Here is a 19,245-nt window from a genome sequence, read left to right as displayed (position 1 = left end):
AATGAGCGAAAACACAAACAAACCTAAAGATCTTGATTTGTTAAACAAAATGAAAAACCTTCCGGGCGGGCTGGTTATCATTCCACTGGTAATCGCTGTACTGCTTGCAACATTTGTACCACAGGTATTCCAGATCGGTGGATATGTAACAGCGTTGTTCTATGAAGGTAATGCATGTATGATGGGATTCTTCCTTATTGTATGTGGTTCAACAATTAACATTAAACAGGTAGGTATGCCGCTTTACAAAGGTGTTGTACTGACAGGTATCAAATTTGTGCTTGGTGTACTTCTCGGTCTGGCAGTAGGTAAAATCTGCGGACCTACAGGATTCCTTGGTATTACTCCATTCGTTATGATCGCAGCGATCACAAACTCAAATGGTTCCCTTTATATCTCACTGTCTTCACAGTTTGGTAATGCGACAGATACAGGTGCTATCTCAATCCTGTCTCTGAACGATGGACCGTTCTTCACACTGGTAGCTCTGGGAGCAACAGGACTTGCATCTATTCCGTTCAAGTCTCTGGTTGCAACATTGATTCCGATTCTGATCGGATTTATCTGGGGTAACCTTGATGCCGGATTCAGAAAAGCATGCGCAACCGCACAGCCGATCGTTACATTCTTTATGACAATTTCAATTGGAGCTAAGACGAATGTTAAGACGATCCTCACAGCAGGAGCTTCCGGTATCGTACTTGGTCTTATCTCTGCTGCAACAGCTGTTATTTTCTTCTTCGTATTCAATCTTCTTCTTCCGAAGAAGGAAAGAAATGCTATGGGCGCAGCAGTTGGTACAACCGCTCTGAACTCTGCGATGACTCCGGCAGCCGTTGCAGAAGCTGACCCATCCATGGCAGGATATGTAGATATGGCTACAGCACAGTGCGCAACCGCGTCTATCATTACACTGTTCCTTGCACCGTTTATTACCGCATTCTTTGATAAAATGATGCAGAAGAAACAGCTTGGTATCTACTCACCGGAAGGCTGGGCACACGAGAAGGTAGTGAAAGCTGAATAGTTTGAAATGAAATTTACAGAATAGAAAACGAAAATATTTGTTATAATGGTGGTAAAAAAGTCCTCTTGTGTGTTACAATACAAGAGGACTTTCTGACGTTGCCATGCATACGACAAAAAGATCTGCCAGATCTTTTTGAACGGAATATAATTTTTGCCGGACGGTATGAAAGTTTCCGGTATATGGGGGGACGAAAATGAAAGAAAAAATAACAGTCAAAATGACGGACAAGTATTTGTTTGATTTTACACTTTACCATACGTATTCTAAATTTGCCGGTTTTCTGACGAATGTATTGGGAGCGGCGATCGCGTTCATGGGTATTATCATGTGGATCATGGGGAAAGCAAAGGGCTTGAACGTGCTGTTTTATTTTGTGGCGGCGGCGATTTTTATCGCATATACAACTCTGCTCCTGAGATTCCGGGCTAAAAAGCAGGTGCAGGAGATTGAGCAGTATCGTGAACCAAATGAGTTTACCTTTGATGAAGAAGGAATTACGGTTGAATGGAAAGGGAAGGTTCGGAATTATCCTTGGGAGAAGACTGTCAGGGTAGTTGCAGCGCCCAAAACGATTGGGTTTTATTATGATGAGAATCAGGCTTTGATCGTTCCAAAAGAGGATTTCAAAGACCGATTCGTGCCAATTATGACGATGGTAACGCAGCATGTGCGTCCGGGATGTGTGCGGCTTAGATAGAAGATATAGAGGTGGATTTTCAAAATGATGCAGGAAAGGCGGAATGCCATTTTACAGGAACTGAATGAGTATGGTAAGGTGAAAGTTGCTGATTTGAGTAAGAAGCTTGAATGCTCTGAAGTAACAATACGGAATGATATTAAGAGTATGGATAAGGAAGGTCTTCTGAAAAGGACCCATGGAGGAGCAATCAGACTGGATGAGAAAGTGCAGAGAAAATATTCTGCGGAGAGTATTTATCGGAACACGGAAAAGAAACGCCAGATCGCTGCCTGTGCATATGCGTATATCGAGGATAGAGATACCATTATTATCGATGATACATCCAGCAGTTTTTATCTTGCTTTATATATTAAAGAGCATCCTGAGAAAAGGATTGCTGTTGTGACGAATTCTCTTTTGGTGGGCAACGAGCTGGCCGGGGTGCGTCATGTGGAGTTATATCTGATTGGTGGTCATGTGGGTGGTCATCTGGCAGCAACAATGGGAGAGTCAGCTTTACAGAATATGGAACAGTTCCATGTGGACAAAGGATTTATAGGAGTCCACAGTATCAATTTTGATGTAGGTCTTACCTCCATCGCGACTCCTCAGATGCAGGTGAAACGGGCGATCTTGAAGGCGGCTTCCCAGGTGTATGTACTTGCTGACAGCAGTAAGTTCGGAGGGGGATATGTATCGGTGATCTGTCCGGTGAAGCAGGTGTATAAGATTATTACTGATGCGCAAATTGGAAAAGAATATGTCCGAAAAGCGGAAAGAGAGCAGATTCCGCTGGTTGTTGCGAGTACGAAATATGAAATATAACAGAATAATAAAGGGAAGATTTCTTGCGCGGCCGAACCGCTTTATTGCTCATGTGGAGATAAACGGGTGTGAAGAAATCGTGCATGTCAAAAACACTGGGCGATGCGCGGAGCTGTTCTGCAAAGGCAGCGAAGTCTTTGTTCAGGAATCGGATAATCCGCAACGTAAAACACGTTGGGATCTGATTGGAGTTGTGAAAGACGGGAAAATGGTGAATGTGGATTCACAGATTCCGAACCGTGTGGTTCAGGAGTGGATCGAACAGGGACATTTATTTGAAAATGTCAGAATGGTTCGTCCGGAGACGACCTACGGGAATTCCCGATTTGATTTATATGTAGAATATGATAATAAAAAGGCATTTGTCGAAGTGAAAGGCGTGACGCTGGAAGAAGATGGTGTCGTGCGGTTTCCTGACGCGCCAAGCGAACGGGCGGTGAAGCATGTAGAGGAACTGATACACGCTGTTCAGGAAGGATACGAGGCATATGTCTTTTTTGTGATACAAATGAGAAATGTCCGTTATTTCACACCAAACAGGGATACGCATCCGGCTTTTGCGGATGCGCTGGCGCGGGCAAAAAATGCCGGGGTTCAGATCCTTGCATATGACTGCCGGGTTGGATACGATTCGATCGAAATTGCCGAAGAGGTTCCGGTGGTATTGGAGAATCCGGAATTGTATGAGATGACGGTGCCACTGGTCTCGTGGTATCGTGAAAATCACAGAGAACTTCCCTGGCGTCAGAATGTCAGTGCATATCGTGTCTGGGTTTCGGAGATCATGTTGCAACAGACACGGGTGGAGGCTGTAAAACCATATTTTGAACGGTTTTTGAAGGCGTTTCCGACGGTAAAGGAATTGGCCCAGGCTGATGAGGATCAGCTCCTTAAGATGTGGGAGGGGCTTGGATATTATAATCGTGTGAGAAATATGCAGAAAGCGGCCAAAGTGATTATGTCGGAATATCAGGGGATTTTTCCGTCCGAATATGATCAGATACGTGATCTGCCCGGAATAGGCAATTACACGGCAGGTGCGATTGCATCATTTGCATTTGGTATACCCAAAGCTGCTGTTGACGGAAATGTTCTGCGGGTTGTATCCAGAATGATGGCGAGTGAAGAAGATATTATGAAGGCATCTGTTCGAAAAAACATGGAGCAAATGCTGGAACAGGTGATTCCGGCGGATGCGGCGTCTGACTTCAATCAAGGATTGATTGAGCTTGGAGCAACAATCTGCGGACCGAACGGAGAACCCAGATGTGATATCTGTCCGCTTGCGTCTTTGTGCCTGGCTTATAAAGAAGGATGCCAGGATCGGCTCCCAGTCAGGAAAAAGGCGAAGGAGCGAAGAATCGAAGAAAGAACAATCCTGATTTTTCAGGATCTGGAGACAGTGGCAATCCGGAAACGTCCGAAGAACGGATTGCTTGCGGGGATGTATGAATTCCCGAATGTCGAAGGAAGGCTTTCGATGGATGAGGTGATTGCCTACAGTAAGAAAATCGGATTGATGCCGGTTCATGTGCAGAAACTTGCGGATGCAAAGCATATTTTCAGTCACGTAGAATGGAGAATGACCGGGTATCACATTCAGGTTGATGAATTGGAAAAAAACTGTACAGAGTCGATGATCTTTTTGAATCCGAAGGAAGTGCAGGAGAAATACTCCATGCCGGCAGCGTTTGAGGCCTACACTTCCTATATGAATATCCAGCTTGGACAGAAGAAATATGGAGTCGAATTATAGAAGAAGAGCTTTGATCAACATGTAAATCTGTTGCTCAAAGCTCTTTTATTATATGCACTATATAGTAGGCTGTGCCAACGCAGGCGCTTTTACCTGTTCTGGGATATAAACAAATTGGTAAATGAAATAAATCATTACAATTGCGGCAATTACATCGACTACTGAATGTTGCTTTAGGAACATAGTGGAAAGAACGATGGAAACTGTTAACACCAGAGAACCATTCTGTACCCACTTGTATTGACGCAGCTTCTGGCTGTTACGGATTGCGATATAGCAGCCGATGGAATTATAAACATGAAGACTTGGCAATACATTCGTTGATGTGTCTGATCTATAAATGAATCGAACCAGATCAACAAAAATGTTATCCCGTGCAAAAGTGGAAGGGCGTAAATTGAGTCCGTTTGGAAAAATGGTACAAATTATTAAAAATAAAGTCATCCCAGTTATAAGAAGGGTACAGATTCTGTAAAAACCCTGCTTATCTGTAAAAAAGAAGTAAAGTACAGTACCGGAAACATATACAAACCACAACAAATAAGGAATAATGAATATTTCAATAAAAGGAATATAATCATCGAAAACAGAGTGAATCACAAAATAATTGGAGGTTACATGTTTCTCAAGCCATGAAAACCAGGGCATATAGATGAAACCATATAAAAAAACCCAGGCATGATGGTACTTATCAAATAATTCTTTTATATTTATTGTAAGACGTTTCACTGGAAACTCCTCCTTTCTTTAATCTTCGGTCATTATAACATTATTCGTTTTCATCTACAATATTCTTCATAAAACCTTCATATTTTTTTAGAAAATCCTTCGAAAATGTACATATCATATTTCTGCTGAGCCTGGTTATAAGTTTTGGGATTACGCAATGTCCAGACGGCAATTGGAATGCGATAAAGGTGTTGATTTAACCATACACCAAGATTTGAGGTGTCTGTCATTTTGTAGGAAATAAAATCTGGATGACAGAACATGTTTGTCAGTAAATGCTGCACGAAAAAACGTGCCAAATAAGGGCTTTCTGGATTAGTTTTTGTAAGTGAGGATGAAAGCTGTCCGCGAAGGATATCAGGTGCATTTTTAAAAAACCAGCGTACTCCAAGGCTATTAAAAGACTGAATTAAAACAGGTCCGTTGTAAGTTCTAAGTAGTTTCAGCGTATAATTACAAAGACGAGTATCTGTTGAAGGAAGCTTTAGTTCAATCAGAAGAGGAACACGGCCGTTTACGTAATTCAAAACATCTGAAAAAAGAGGAATATGCTCTGAAGTCCCTTGTAATCGAAGAGATCGTAACTCTTCATAAGAGGAATTTTCTATTGTGCCGGGAACATGACAAATCCGATCTAATGTTTCATCGTGGAAAACAACAATTTGATTATCGCGTGTCAGATGGATATCCAGTTCAATGGCAAGATTGTTATTTAATGCTTCGCGGAAAGCAGCCATGGAATTTTCCGGAATGAGCTTATCTGCACTGTGCAGGCCTCTATGTGCATAATCACGCTGAAGAAAAGGTTTCATTTCTTTTCGGCGTAAAAAATTCGGCATAATCATAATAAGATAAAACGTTAATAATAAAGAGAGAACAATTAATATTTGTAACATTTAGAAATCTCCTTATAAAACTGGTTATGGTACAAGTATTTGTAATGAGTCTGATTCGAGCATCCATTCTAATTCCGATTCTGCAGGAAAGGGTTCACCGTCTGAATGAAGTACTAAAGGAACATCGACTTTTACATTCGCATGTTTAAAACGATAAATATGTACACCTTTCATGTGAGTGTGTTTACCTGAAAAAACCGTAGGAAGAATTGTAAGTGCAGCAACTTTCGGAACATCTGCGATAACAATAAGATCCAAAAAATTATCATCAGGTTTTGCAGTCGGACAAAATTTACAGCCGCCTCCTTCAAAAGGGAGGTTCATAGCAGCAGCAAAATAAACCTTTTGAAAATGCAATGTTTTGGTTCCATCTATTAGTAGTTTCATTTTAATGGGGTGCCATCGAAATAACGTTCCTACTGAAAGTGCGACATAACCAAGTTGACCCAGATTGATTCTGTTCAGAATACGCTTGATACGAGATCTGTTTATTTGATGACAGATGGCGGCATCATAACCGATACCTGAACTTACGGCAAAGCGGTGTGACTGATAATGAAAGTTCAGAACGCCGAGGTTAAGAGTGCGCTTATGGGGAGAATGCAGAATGATTTCCAATGCTTTTTCGGGATCAGATGGAATCTGAAGACCTCGTGCGAAATCATTGCCTGAGCCAAGTGGAATATAGCCTAAAGTGGTTTTGTCAAGATAACAGATACCGTTTATTACTTCGTTTATGCTTCCGTCACCACCAAGCACAACCAGAGTATGTTGGTGTCCATCGGATGTGATCTCTTGGGCAATTTTAGTGGCATGACATTTGTATTGTGTAAAATACATTTGATAAGCCACTTGTTCGTCCGCAAGTTTCTGCTCGATCTTTTCCCATACGATTTTTCCAAGACCGGAACGGGCACACGGATTTACGATGAAATGTAACATATAATTAGCACCTCGTTTCATTAAGGAATTGTTGCTTTTATTATATCTTTATTGATTTGTTGTGTAAAGGGAAAGATCAAAATGGAATTGTGTATAAAATGTGTTCTTGCATCAACAAAAACAATGTGATACGATGAAGTGGTATTTATTGAATAGGAGGGGATTTTATGAAATATATAAAACAATTCGGAATTATTTTGATTTTTTCATTTGCAGGTGAACTATTGAATTATTTGATACCATTGCCAATTCCAGCCAGTATTTATGGTATTATTCTCTTATTTTTATGTCTTGAAGTGAAATTGATTCCGCTTGATAAGGTGGAAGAAATAAGTCGATTTATGATAGAAATCATGCCGCTTATGTTTATTCCTGCTGCTGTTGGACTGGTGGAATCATGGAATATCATTAAACCTGCCTGGATGCAGTATATTACTGTTACGGTTATTTCAACGATTGGAGTTATGGTTGTAGCGGGAAGAGCAACACAGGCTGTAATACATCGGGATTTACGAAAGAAAGGGGAAAGGTAAAAATGGGATTTTTTGAAAATTCGGTTTTTTTTGGGGTATTGTTAAGCTTGATAACATATGGAATAGGAAACCTCATGAAAGCAAAACTAAAACTGCCAATTTTTAATCCCTTATTAATCTCAATCATTTTGTCTGTTGTGGTATTGATTGTGTTCCGAATTGATTATTCGACTTACTATGAAGGAGCAAAATATCTGAGCTATCTGTTGACACCGGCAACAATTTGTCTTGCCGTACCATTGTATGAGCAGATGGAGCTTTTGAAGAAAAACTGGAAAGCAATTTTGGGGGGGATTTTTGCAGGAGTTCTTACAAGTCTTGGAATCATATTAATAATGGCATTTTTATTTGAATTTAGTCATGAAGAGTACGTTACTTTTCTGCCAAAATCTATAACGACAGCCATTGGAATGGGAGTTTCGGAAGAATTGGGAGGATATGCATCCATTACGGTTGCAATCATAATTATTACAGGTGTTGTGGGTAATATATGTGCAGACACTGTTTGTAAATTATTTAAAATAACGGATCCTGTTGCGAAAGGAATAGGTATAGGTACTGCTTCTCATGCGATTGGAACGGCGAAAGCTATGGAGATGGGAGATGTAGAAGGGGCTATGAGTAGTCTTTCTATAGTTGTATCAGGGATTTTAACTGTGATTGCTGCGTCGGTTTTTGCGCAGTTTTTATAATGATGTTATAAGAATGCCCTCCGTTAAAACGGAGGGCATTGTATTTAGTAATTATAATCTCAGATTAATTCCCGCGCGGCATCTCCCATGCATTATGGTCTGTATGGAGAAGCATATGAGCTTTATGAGAACATGGTTTTTCCATATAATCTTCATAGAGCTTCAGAACATCCGGGTTCTCGTGTGAGAAACGGATCTTGGAATGCTCATCCAGGAAGTACAGATTCTTTCCACGCTCATGTGCAAGTTCTTCGCCGTCGTGGATCGGCTGGCCACCGCCGCCTACACATCCGCCAGGACATGCCATGACTTCTACAAAGTCATAATGTACTTCCCCGTGTTCAATCGCTTCAATCAGCTTTCTGGTATTGCCAAGTCCGCTGACAACAGCAGCGCGAACGGTTGCGTCTCCAAGTTTTACTTCTGCTTCAATAACACCGGTACCGAAAGCAGGGCTTCTTACAGCTTTGAAAGCATCCGGATCCGGATTGCGTCCTGTTACCAGATAGTGAGCGGAACGAAGAGCTGCTTCCATTACACCGCCGGTTGCACCGAAGATGACACCTGCACCGGAACCTTCTTTCATAAGCGGATCACATTCACGATCAACCAGAGTTTTCGGATCAATGTGAGCAGAACGGATCATACGTGTCAGCTCGCGGGTGGTAAGAACAACATCGGTGTCGTGTCCGGCATATTCTTTGTAGAAGAGTTCCATATTGCTTTCACCTTTCTTTGCCACGCAAGGCATAATAGAAACCGTGAAAATATCTTCCGGAGCAACTCCGATAGACTGAGCAAAGTAAGTCTTCATAACAGCGCCGAACATCTGCTGCGGTGATTTCGCGGTAGACAACTGTGGAACCAGATGCGGATACTGGGATTTGATGAAACGGATCCAGCCCGGGCAGCAGGATGTGAACATCGGTCGGAGCTTCAGTTCACCCTTTGTAAATCTTTCAAGGAACTCATTTCCTTCTTCCATGATAGTAAGGTCGGCAGAGAAGGTGGTGTCAAATACGTAATCAACACCGAGTCTCTTGAGAGAATCCATAATCTTTCCGACAGTAGCCTCTTCGATTGGAAGGCCGAGTGCTTCGCCCCATGCTGCACGAACGGCAGGAGCAACCTGGGCAACGACTACTTTCTTCTTATCTGCAATAGCGTTCCATACTTTCTCCGTGTCATCTCGTTCACGAAGAGCACCAACCGGGCAATGTGTAATACACTGACCGCATAATGAGCAGGATACTTCGGAAATCTTGCGGTTTCCGGTAACATTGATTGTGGTTCTTGAACCGGTACTGGTTACATCCCAGATATGTAAATCCTGAATCTTATCGCATACCTGAATACAGCGCATACATTTGATACATTTCTTAGAATCCCGGATTAGTGGGAAGTCTTTGTCCCACGGGAATTCTTCCAAACGCTGTTTGAATGGAATATCAATAATATTTAAATCATTGGCAAGCTGCTGAAGAGCACAGTTTCCGCTTCGAACACAGGTTGCACACTTGCTGTCATGCTGAGAAAGAATGAGTTGGACATTCTTGCGTCTGGCCGCACGAACCTTCGGGCTGTTGGTGTAAAGCACCATACCTTCTTTTACAACATTGTTACAAGAAGTGATCAGCTTCTCCATGCCTTCCAGTTCAACAAGACAGACACGGCATGCTGCGATTTCATTAATTCCCTTTAAATAGCAGAGCTTCGGAATCGGAATGCCGGCACTTGCTGCGGCCTCCATAATCGTTGTACCCTCAGGTACTGAAAGTTGTTTATTATCAATTGTAATGTTTACCATAATTTTTCCCGGCCTCCTTTGAAGCTGCCGTAGCCGAAGTGGTCGCAGCGCAGACATCTGCTGGCTTCCTGTTTTGCTTCTGCTTCGGTCATACAGTTTTCTACACCGTTGAAGTCACAGACACGTTCGCAAGCTTCACGTTCGGTCATGTTGACTCTTCCGCACGGCGGGCGGTCGTCGAGACGAGCTTCCGGAATCTCAACATCACAGCTGATTACGTGATGGTATCCGAGATATTCGTCAATATTTGCAGCTACTACTTTGGCAGCAGCAATTGCTTTGATTACAGATGCAGGACCTGATGCACAGTCACCACCGGCAAATACGCCTGGGATATTATCAAATCCGCCGTATTTCTGCGTGCTGATCTTACCGCGCTGTACAGGAACACCTGCTTCTTCGAAATGCTGGTATTCAATATCCTGTCCGATTGCTACGATCAGAGTTTGGCACGGAATAAATATATCCGGCTCTCCGGTCGGGCGTACACTTGCACGGCCGTCCTTGATCTTACTGATCATCTGAGGAGTTACATAAATACCTGTTACATGTCCGTTCTCATCGGTTGCGATGCGTGACGGAGCCATCAGGGTCTGAACTTCGATTCCTTCTGCAACAGCACCCTCAATCTCAGCCGGAAGAGCAGTCATATCTGCAACACGGCGACGATAAACGATGCTCACTTTCTTGGCACCGAGACGTTTTGCAGTACGTACAGCATCCATAGAAACGTTTCCGCCTCCGATGACAGCAACTTCCTGTCCGGTAAGATCCGGATTCTGTTCTTTTCCGACATCACGAAGGAACTGAACTGCGGAAAGAACACCTTCAGCATGTTCACCTTCGATACCAAGCTTCTTATCGGTACTTGCACCGATCGTGATAAGTACGGCATCATACTCTTCGCGAAGGCTCTGAATGGTCATATCTTCACCGATTCTTTTGCCGTAGATTACTTCCACACCGGTCTCGAGAATTGCATTGATATCATCATCAAGACGATCTTTCGGAAGACGATAGTTCGGAATGCCATAGCGGAGCATACCGCCGAGCTTCGGAAGCATCTCGAACACGGTTGTCTGGTGACCCATAAGCTGCAGATAATAAGCCGCACTTAAGCCGCCCGGACCTCCGCCTACGATAGCAACACGTTTGCCGGTTGACGGTCCGCACTTCGGAGGCGGTACCTTTCCGGCATAGTCAGCAGCCATTCTCTTAAGACCACGGATATTGACAGCATCATCCACAATATTACGACGGCAGCGTGCCTCGCATGGATGTTCACAGATAAATCCACAGGTAGTCGGGAACGGATTGTCCTTACGAATCAGGCGGATCGCATCTGCATAGCGTCCTTCTCCAACCAGAGCGATATATCCAGGAATATCAACATGAGCCGGGCAAAGAGATACACACGGAACCGGCTGTGAGTAATGGCATGTACATCTCCCCTGATGCACATGTTCTTCGTAATCTTCACGGCAGCCGATCAGGCTCTTGTAAACCATATGTGCTGCTTCATAGCCAATCGCACAGTCAGCACCTTCCATGATTGATACTGCGAGCTCTTCCATAAGATCAAGCGTATCCATCGTTGCATCGCCGTTCATAACATCTGTCAGCAGGTTCTTCAGCTGCCACAGACCGATTCGACACGGAACACATTTTCCACAGGTGTGTGTATGACACATCTCAAGAAATGCACGTGTCATGTCCACCGGACAAAGTCCCGGAGGACTGGATTCGATTCTGCGTTCCAGATCTTTGTAAAGCCCTTCAATGACAAGCTGGGCACGATCCGGAGCAGAAATTTCAAGTCTACTCATAGTTCTTTTCTCCTTTAAATATAAAATGATGTTGGGGGCATAAGCCTATGGCATCTGCTTGGCCTTTTCTATCGATTTAATTTATAAGCAGACGTCATAAAACTGAACATTCTATAAATACATTGTACTAAAATTAAAACAATTTAGCAAGCTAAGTTAAAATATAGTCAGGATGGATAAAAATATAACAATGTGGTGGATTCTTTGATTTTAAATCATATCTTTTTTTGCTGAAATATGGTATTCTAAAAATAAAAATAACCTCGGCGTAGGGGATTTGAAGAAAGGGCGGATGGAATGATGAAAATAACAGATTTTGGGGCAACCGTGAATGGTGATGAGACGAAGCTTTATACTTTGACGAATTGTAATAACATGGAGATTTCCGTAACAGACTATGGAGCTGCGCTTACTCAGGTTATCGTGCCGGACAAAGAGGGAAATCTCTGTGATGTGGTTCTCGGCTATGATGAAGCAGCGGAATATGAAGCAGGCGGACTTTTCCTGGGGGCAACCGTGGGAAGAAGTGCGAACCGGATCGGCGGAGCTTCTATTGAGATTAATGGGAAGATCTATGAACTTGTGAAGAATGATAATGATAATAATCTGCACAGTGGACCGGATTTTTATCATAACAGAGTCTGGGATGTTAAAGAAGCTGAAGAGGATCATGTTACCTTTGTTCTGGAAAGTCCGGACGGAGATCAGGGATACCCCGGAAATCTGCATATAGAAGTAACATACACACTGACAGAGGATAATGCCGTAAAGATTTCTTATTATGGTGTATCGGATGAGGATACCGTGATCAATATGACGAATCACAGCTATTTTAACATGGATGGACATGCATCGGGAGATGTGATGGAACAGGAAGTATGGATCGATGCGGATGCATTTACCCGCGCAGACAAGGAATCCATTCCGACCGGAGAAATTGTTCCTGTTGAGGGGACACCGATGGATTTCCGTACAAAGAAAAAACTTGGACGGGATATCTATGATGATTATGAAGCGTTAAATTATGGTATGGGATACGATCACAACTGGGTTCTGAACAATGATGGTAAATTCGCCAAAGTAGCAGAAATGCATTCGGATGAAAGCGGTATTACGATGGAAGTCTATACGGATTTACCGGGAATGCAGCTTTATACCGGTAACTTTATTATTGATGAAAAGGGCAAAGGCGGTGCGAGCTATCATAAACGGCAGGCGGCATGCTTTGAGACTCAGTATTTCCCGGATGCAATCCACAAAGAGAATTTCCCGGGACCGATCTGCAGAAAAGGAGATACCTACAAGACAACCACAATGTACAAATTTGTGTAGCGCTATAGATATAATCTATATATTGGCTTTATATATCAAAATAACTGATTTGCTTTTTGCGTTGATACGAGATACAATAGAGACACAAAGAGGTAGCCAATACCAATAATTGCAAAATTCCCTTCTAAAATTAAAAGACCTTTCAGGAACGCTTGCCTGAAAGGTTTTTTGCATGCAAGAGAATATCTTTTTTACAGAAAATGTGTTATTCTAAAATTGCAAAGAGTTTCTGCTGAAATAGCTTATAGATATGATCTATATATAGAGGGGTTATATTAAAATTACTGATTTGATTTTTGCATTGATACGAGATACAATAAAGACACAAAGAGGTAGCCAATACCAATAATTGCAAAATTCCCTTCTAAAATTAAAAGAGCCTTTCAGGAACGCTTGCCTGAAAGGTTTTTTGCCATATAAAAATAAATGGAGGAATGGTAATGAAAAAATACGTAATGGCACTGGATCAGGGCACCACAAGTTCGCGCTGTATCTTATTTGACAAGCAGGGCAATATCTGCAGTATGGCACAAAAAGAATTTAAGCAGATCTATCCTCAGCCCGGTTGGGTAGAACATGATGCGATGGAGATCTGGGCATCGCAGCTCTCCGTTGCAGCGGAAGCGATCAGCAAGATCGGTGCATCGGGGACTGAGATTGCTTCGATCGGAATCACGAATCAGAGAGAAACAACGGTCGTATGGAACAGGCATACCGGAAAACCGGTATATCACGCGATCGTGTGGCAGTGCAGAAGGACGGCAGACCGGATCGAAAGACTGGTGGAAGACGGGCTCTCTGATTATGTTCATGAGACAACAGGCTTAATACCGGATGCGTATTTCAGTGCTTCGAAGGTGGCGTGGATCCTGGATAACGTCGAAGGAGCAAGGGAAGAAGCAGAGGCGGGAGATCTGCTGTTCGGTACGATCGATACCTGGCTGATCTGGAACCTGACGAAAGGAACTGTACATGTTACTGATTATACCAACGCTTCCAGGACGATGATGTTCAATATTCATGATCTTTGCTGGGATGAAAAAATACTGGAATATTTCCGGATTCCGAAATCCATGCTCCCGGATGTGAAACCGTCCAGCCATATCTACGGATATACAGAAGGAAGCGTATTGGGAGACAGTATCCCGATCGCAGGGGCAGCAGGTGATCAGCAGGCTGCACTTTTCGGACAATGCTGTTTCACGGCGGGAGATGTGAAGAATACATACGGGACCGGATGCTTCCTCCTGATGAATACGGGGGAAAAGGCGGCAGCCTCCCGGAACGGTCTTCTTACAACGATAGCAGCCAGTGTGGAAGGAAAAGTCCAGTATGCGCTGGAAGGCAGTGTGTTCGTGGCCGGCGCGGGAATCCAGTGGCTCCGTGATGAGATGAGGATGATTAAGAATGCCGCGCAGTCGGAAGAATACGCCATGTCAGTAAAAGACACGAATGGAGTCTATATTGTACCGGCGTTTACTGGTATCGGAGCACCATATTGGAATCAGTATGCCAGAGGAACCATTGTCGGAGTTACAAGGGGATGCAGTAAGGAACATTTTATTCGGGCAATGCTTGAATCTATGGCTTATCAGACAAAAGACATTCTTGATGTGATGGAACAGGAATCCGGCGTGAAGATCACAAGCCTGAAAGTGGATGGCGGCGCTTCCATGAATAATTTCCTGATGCAGTTCCAGTCCGATGTTCTGGACGTGGATGTACTGAGGCCGGAATGCGTCGAGACAACCGCTCTGGGCGCTGCGTATCTGGCCGGAATTGCTGTCGGATATTGGGAAAATACGGACGATATCCGTGAAAACTGGGCACTTTCCAGAACATTTGCTTCTGAAATGCCGGGTGAAACCAGAGAAAAACTGGTGAAGGGATGGAAGAAAGCTGTGAAATGCGCGCTGGTGTGGGCAGAAGAATAAAGAAGGAGACTGTAGGAAAATCGAAAGTCTTAGAAAGGAGGAGGTGTGACCCGAATGGGGCACGCCTCCCAATAACGTCTTTTATAAAAACGTTTTTCTAAAATATCCCATCCAGATAATGCCCCAGTGAACGCCGGATATTTCCTTCAAAATCTGTATCTCCGTTATGGAGACACCATTCAAATACATTTCCGATGACCAGCATACGGATATCGGTACAAATATCCTCAAGGGGGATGGTGGGCGTTACAATACCGGCATCGATTGCTTTTTGGAGATAGTGCTCCACCGTAATAATCGGATAAGGGCGTTCCGTGCGTATACTGGGATTCAATGCCTGATTCTTCGGGGTATAATAATTGGCCATGAATTCCACACCGAGTTCGCGGCAGTATTCGGCATAATTTAGATATACATGAATAATGGCAATTTTTGCCTCTTCTGCATCTTCAGGCGGCTCCAGAAGATCCGGATTGATGCTTGGCTGCTCTTCTATATAATATGAAAGCAAATCGTCTTTCGTCTTAAAATGATGGTAGAAACTTCCGTTAGAAACTCCTGCCTCTTCACAGATATTTTTAATAGACAACTGTTCATAGCCCTGTTTTTGAAGTATTGTTTTTGCGGCACGGAAAATTCTGCCTTTTGTTTCTTTGGATTTCAGTTGTTGCTTCGATAGTGGTTCCTTTTCAATATCGCTCATTTCATTACCTCTTACTTTTTATTTCGTGATCAAAAATGACCGTCTCCGTATGTTAGAGTATACCATAATCATTCAGAAATAGCAAGAAAACAGAGTGGACTCTAAAATGTGTGAAAATAAATACAGCACTTTGGGAATCATTTTTTATCTTCACCCATACTCTGACAATTTGCTGAAACGACTTGTAAAAACGCCAAAGTTGTATTTCTATGATACGGGGTTAGTCTGTTATTTGACTCGTTGGAGCAGTGCAGAGACGTTGGAAAGTGGAACTATGAATGGTGCGATTTTGGAAAATTATGTAGTGTCAGAAATAATGAAGACGTATTTAAATAGTGGTAAACAGCCGTTTATGTATTATTATCGGGACAAGGATGCCAAAGAAATTGATGTGATATTAGAACACGATGGGGTCTTGAACCCAATTGAAATTAAAAAAACATCAAATCCCGGAACAAAACTGACGAAAGTATCTGGTTTATTAGATAAAGCATCCACACCTAGGTCAAAAGGAGCAGTTATCTGTATGAAGCCTGCGCTTAGGGCGGTTGATAAAGATAATTATATCGTTCCGATTTGGATGATTTGATTTTTATTATTGCATCATTTTCAGTTATTCGGCGGAGAAAAGGGCGGACGGTCAGCTTTTGATTCTGTTGTATCCGAAGACGACTTTTGCACTTGTTGGGAGGAAAAAGGCAGCATTTATGGGGCAAACCTGTATTAAGAATGTCGGATATCAGCTCAAAAATGGTATGATTAAAGAAGTGATTTTGAAATAACTGCTGATACTGAAGGAGAAAAAATATTTTGTGTATATGTGATAAATAGCGTCGTGGACAGAGGCCCCGGCGCTATTTTTAGATGATTCGTTGAAAAATTGAAATCATCATGATATGATAAGCAGTAGTGTTTCTGTGCTTTGGCATAAAGAAAGTGAGGATTTATTACATGGACATTAATCAAAAGATTACCGAAGAACTTGGCGTAAAAAGGTGGCAGGTGGATGCCGCGGTCAAGCTGATAGATGAAGGAAATACGATCCCGTTTATTGCACGTTACCGTAAGGAAGCGCATGGTACGCTGGATGATGAGCAGCTTCGTAAATTACATGAAAGACTGATGTATCTCAGAAATCTGGAGGAGAAGAAAGAACAGGTACTTTCCAGTATTGAAGAGCAGGGTAAGCTGACACCGGAACTGAAAGCACAGATTCTGGCGGCAGAGACACAGGTGCTGGTGGATGATCTCTATCGCCCGTATCGTCCGAAGAGACGTACCCGTGCAACCATCGCGAAAGAAAAAGGTCTGGAGCCGCTGGCGGTATATATTTCCCTGCAGAACGCGAAAGGTCCTCTGGAAGAAACGGCAGCAGAGTATATATCAGAGGAAAAAGGAGTGGCAAGTGCTGCGGAAGCAATTGAAGGTGCGAAAGATATTCTGGCAGAATCGATTTCCGATGAGGCGGAATACAGGACGCATATCCGGAATCTGACGGTGAAAAAGGGAATGCTGACCTCTGCGGCAAAGGATGAAAAGGCAGAATCTGTATATGAAATGTACTACGATTTCGCAGAGCCGGTTGCAAAGCTTGCAGGGCACCGCGTGCTGGCATTAAACCGTGGTGAAAAAGAAAAATTCCTGACTGTGAAGATCGAAGCGCCGGAGGAGGATATCATCCGCTATCTTGAGAAAAAGGTTATTCACAAAGACAACCAATACACCACACCTGTATTAAAAGCAGTTGTGGAAGACAGTTATAAGAGACTGATCGCGCCGGCGATTGAGCGTGAGATCCGCAATGACCTTACGGAGAAAGCGGAAGATGGTGCGATTCTCGTATTTGGCAAGAATCTGGAACAGCTTCTGATGCAGCCCCCGATTGTCGGACAGGTCGTTCTGGGATGGGATCCCGCGTTCCGTACCGGATGTAAGTTGGCCGTCGTCGACCCGACCGGAAAAGTAATCGGTACGACGGTTATTTATCCGACAGCGCCGACCACACCGCAGAAGATTCAGGCAGCGAAAGATTTGCTTAAAAAGATCATTCCGAAGTATAATGTGAGCCTGATATCACTGGGCAACGGAACCGCTTCCCGGGAATCAGAGCAGTTTATCGTAGAGCTGCTGAAAGAAATTCCGCAGAAGGTACAGTATGTGATCGTAAATGAAGCAGGTGCATCCGTTTATTCTGCAAGTAAACTGGCAACCGAGGAGTTCCCGAAATTCGATGTCGGACAAAGAAGTGCGACTTCGATTGCAAGAAGGCTTCAGGACCCGCTTGCCGAACTCGTGAAGATCGATCCGAAATCCATCGGTGTGGGACAGTATCAGCATGATATGAACCAGAAGAAATTAAGCGAGGCACTTTCCGGAGTTGTGGAGGACTGCGTAAATAAGGTCGGCGTGGATTTGAATACCGCATCGGCGCCGCTGCTTGCTTATATTTCCGGCATTTCCGGTACTCTTGCGAAAAATATCGTGGCATACCGCGAAGAAAACGGAAAATTTGAGGATCGCAGGCAGCTCCTGAAAGTTCCGAAACTGGGACCGAAGGCGTTCGAGCAGTGTGCAGGTTTCATGAGAATCCAGGGAGGCAAGAATCCGCTGGACGGAACCAGTGTACATCCGGAGTCCTATGAAGCAGCGACAAAACTTCTGGAAAAACAGGGATTTAAACCGGAAGATATTGTGGCAGGAAAGCTGACCGGCCTTTCTCTCACGATCCGGGATTACAAGAAACTGGCAGAAGAGCTTGGAATCGGTGAGATTACTTTAAGAGATATTGTAAAAGAACTGGAAAAACCGGCCCGTGACCCGCGTGACGAGATGCCGAAACCGATTCTCAGAACAGACGTACTGGAGATGAAAGACCTGAAGGAAGGAATGATCCTGAAAGGAACGGTCAGAAATGTCATTGATTTTGGGGTGTTTGTTGATATCGGAGTTCATCAGGACGGTCTGGTACACATTTCACAGATCACAGACAAATTTATCAAGCATCCGCTGGAAGCAGTCAGCGTCGGTGATATTGTGGATGTCAAAGTCATGAGTGTAGATCTGCAGAAAAAGAGAATTCAATTGACCATGAGAGGAATACAAAAATAGAAAAAGGAGACAGATGCTATGGGAAAATACGCTGAAAAGGCATTGGAATTGCACGCAAAGGGTTATAATTGTGCACAGGCAGTAGCGTGTGCATTCAGTGATCAGGTGGATATGGATGAGGACCAGTTGTTCAAAGTTATGGAAGGATTCGGAGCCGGAATGGGCGGAATGCACGGAACCTGCGGTGCGATCTCCGGTGCGGTTGCAATCGTGGGACTTATGAACAGCAAAGGCAATTCTCAGGTGAAGAGTAAGGTGGATACGTATCAGACTTCCAAGAAGATCGTATCCGGTTTTGAGGAAAAGAACGGTGCTTCGATCTGTGGAGAACTGAAGGGGATCCAGACGAAGAAGGTCTTAAGAAGCTGTGACGGATGTATTCAGGATGCAGCGGAACTTCTGGAGAATATTCTCGGAGTTTAACACATATCGTAAAGAGTAGCGAAACGTCAA

18 protein-coding genes are annotated in these 19,245 nt (G+C 43.5%); 12 read left to right on the top strand and 6 right to left on the bottom strand.

Going from position 1 to position 19,245, the window contains the following annotated elements; translation table 11 throughout:
- The first annotated feature begins 1 nt into the window (after nucleotide 1).
- The 4 genes from ACTNB3_RS08620 to mutY all read left to right on the top strand — a co-directional run bounded on the left by ACTNB3_RS08620 (nucleotide 2) and on the right by mutY (nucleotide 4,290).
- On the top strand, nucleotides 2–1,027 hold the full coding sequence (locus ACTNB3_RS08620; protein WP_441025096.1) for a 2-keto-3-deoxygluconate permease: 1,026 nt from the start codon (nucleotides 2–4) through the stop codon (nucleotides 1,025–1,027).
- A 196-nt stretch (nucleotides 1,028–1,223) separates the two neighbouring features.
- Nucleotides 1,224–1,727: a YcxB family protein gene (locus ACTNB3_RS08615; RefSeq protein ID WP_441025095.1), complete on the top strand. Its 504-nt coding sequence runs from the start codon at nucleotides 1,224–1,226 to the stop codon at nucleotides 1,725–1,727.
- Between the two features lie 24 nt (nucleotides 1,728–1,751).
- Entirely contained in the window at nucleotides 1,752–2,534 is a 783-nt protein-coding gene (locus ACTNB3_RS08610) for a DeoR/GlpR family DNA-binding transcription regulator (RefSeq protein WP_427806067.1), read from the top strand.
- Entirely contained in the window at nucleotides 2,524–4,290 is a 1,767-nt protein-coding gene (gene mutY / locus ACTNB3_RS08605) for an A/G-specific adenine glycosylase (RefSeq protein WP_441017573.1), read from the top strand. Before ACTNB3_RS08610 ends, mutY begins: the two co-directional genes overlap by 11 nt.
- A 57-nt stretch (nucleotides 4,291–4,347) precedes the next feature.
- Here the strand turns inward: mutY and ACTNB3_RS08600 are convergent, their stop codons facing one another.
- From ACTNB3_RS08600 to ACTNB3_RS08590, 3 genes are all read right to left on the bottom strand, one after another.
- Entirely contained in the window at nucleotides 4,348–4,998 is a 651-nt protein-coding gene (locus tag ACTNB3_RS08600; protein ID WP_441025125.1) for a phosphatase PAP2 family protein, read from the bottom strand.
- Between the two features lie 98 nt (nucleotides 4,999–5,096).
- Nucleotides 5,097–5,915: a glycerophosphodiester phosphodiesterase family protein gene (locus tag ACTNB3_RS08595; RefSeq protein WP_427806064.1), complete on the bottom strand. Its 819-nt coding sequence runs from the start codon at nucleotides 5,913–5,915 to the stop codon at nucleotides 5,097–5,099.
- A gap of 24 nt (nucleotides 5,916–5,939) precedes the next feature.
- A complete protein-coding gene (locus ACTNB3_RS08590) occupies nucleotides 5,940–6,857 on the bottom strand; it encodes a diacylglycerol/lipid kinase family protein (RefSeq protein ID WP_427820011.1) in 918 nt (305 codons plus the stop codon).
- A gap of 167 nt (nucleotides 6,858–7,024) precedes the next feature.
- On the opposite strand from ACTNB3_RS08590, the gene ACTNB3_RS08585 reads away from it, so the two are divergent.
- Nucleotides 7,025–7,390 carry a CidA/LrgA family protein gene (locus ACTNB3_RS08585; protein ID WP_441025093.1) on the top strand — a complete coding sequence of 122 codons (366 nt, stop codon included), beginning with the start codon at nucleotides 7,025–7,027 and terminating at the stop codon, nucleotides 7,388–7,390.
- Nucleotides 7,391–7,392: 2 nt separating this feature from the next.
- Entirely contained in the window at nucleotides 7,393–8,082 is a 690-nt protein-coding gene (locus ACTNB3_RS08580; protein ID WP_441025091.1) for an LrgB family protein, read from the top strand.
- 64 nt (nucleotides 8,083–8,146) lie between these two features.
- Here the strand turns inward: ACTNB3_RS08580 and ACTNB3_RS08575 are convergent, their stop codons facing one another.
- Nucleotides 8,147–9,889 (bottom strand): [FeFe] hydrogenase, group A, encoded by a 1,743-nt coding sequence (locus ACTNB3_RS08575; RefSeq protein WP_441025090.1) that lies wholly within the window; start codon nucleotides 9,887–9,889, stop codon nucleotides 8,147–8,149.
- On the bottom strand, nucleotides 9,883–11,715 hold the full coding sequence (locus ACTNB3_RS08570; RefSeq protein WP_441025089.1) for an NAD(P)-binding protein: 1,833 nt from the start codon (nucleotides 11,713–11,715) through the stop codon (nucleotides 9,883–9,885). Before ACTNB3_RS08570 ends, ACTNB3_RS08575 begins: the two co-directional genes overlap by 7 nt.
- A gap of 300 nt (nucleotides 11,716–12,015) precedes the next feature.
- Between ACTNB3_RS08570 and ACTNB3_RS08565 the strand changes: the two genes are divergently transcribed.
- Nucleotides 12,016–13,047, top strand: a complete 1,032-nt coding sequence (locus tag ACTNB3_RS08565; protein WP_427806194.1) for an aldose epimerase family protein — start codon at nucleotides 12,016–12,018, stop codon at nucleotides 13,045–13,047.
- A gap of 440 nt (nucleotides 13,048–13,487) precedes the next feature.
- The gene (gene glpK / locus ACTNB3_RS08560; RefSeq protein ID WP_441025087.1) at nucleotides 13,488–14,981 is read left to right on the top strand and encodes a glycerol kinase GlpK; all 1,494 of its coding nucleotides are present in this window, start codon (nucleotides 13,488–13,490) and stop codon (nucleotides 14,979–14,981) included.
- Nucleotides 14,982–15,078: 97 nt separating this feature from the next.
- Here the strand turns inward: glpK and ACTNB3_RS08555 are convergent, their stop codons facing one another.
- Complete coding sequence (locus tag ACTNB3_RS08555; protein ID WP_427806057.1) at nucleotides 15,079–15,684, bottom strand: TetR/AcrR family transcriptional regulator; 606 nt, start codon at nucleotides 15,682–15,684, stop codon at nucleotides 15,079–15,081.
- Between the two features lie 106 nt (nucleotides 15,685–15,790).
- On the opposite strand from ACTNB3_RS08555, the gene ACTNB3_RS08550 reads away from it, so the two are divergent.
- The 4 genes from ACTNB3_RS08550 (at nucleotide 15,791) to ACTNB3_RS08535 (ending at nucleotide 19,215) form a co-directional block, all read left to right on the top strand.
- Entirely contained in the window at nucleotides 15,791–16,273 is a 483-nt protein-coding gene (locus tag ACTNB3_RS08550) for a DUF4143 domain-containing protein (RefSeq protein WP_441025086.1), read from the top strand.
- A gap of 58 nt (nucleotides 16,274–16,331) precedes the next feature.
- A complete protein-coding gene (locus ACTNB3_RS08545) occupies nucleotides 16,332–16,466 on the top strand; it encodes a hypothetical protein (RefSeq protein ID WP_441025084.1) in 135 nt (44 codons plus the stop codon).
- A gap of 169 nt (nucleotides 16,467–16,635) precedes the next feature.
- Nucleotides 16,636–18,792: a Tex family protein gene (locus ACTNB3_RS08540; protein ID WP_441025082.1), complete on the top strand. Its 2,157-nt coding sequence runs from the start codon at nucleotides 16,636–16,638 to the stop codon at nucleotides 18,790–18,792.
- Between the two features lie 18 nt (nucleotides 18,793–18,810).
- The gene (locus ACTNB3_RS08535) at nucleotides 18,811–19,215 is read left to right on the top strand and encodes a C-GCAxxG-C-C family protein (RefSeq protein WP_427806054.1); all 405 of its coding nucleotides are present in this window, start codon (nucleotides 18,811–18,813) and stop codon (nucleotides 19,213–19,215) included.
- Nucleotides 19,216–19,245 lie beyond the last annotated feature (30 nt).

The organism is Bariatricus sp. HCP28S3_D3 (assembly GCF_052065755.1).
Lineage (GTDB): Bacteria > Bacillota > Clostridia > Lachnospirales > Lachnospiraceae > Allocoprococcus.
This window is presented reverse-complemented; position numbering and strand designations above follow the sequence as displayed.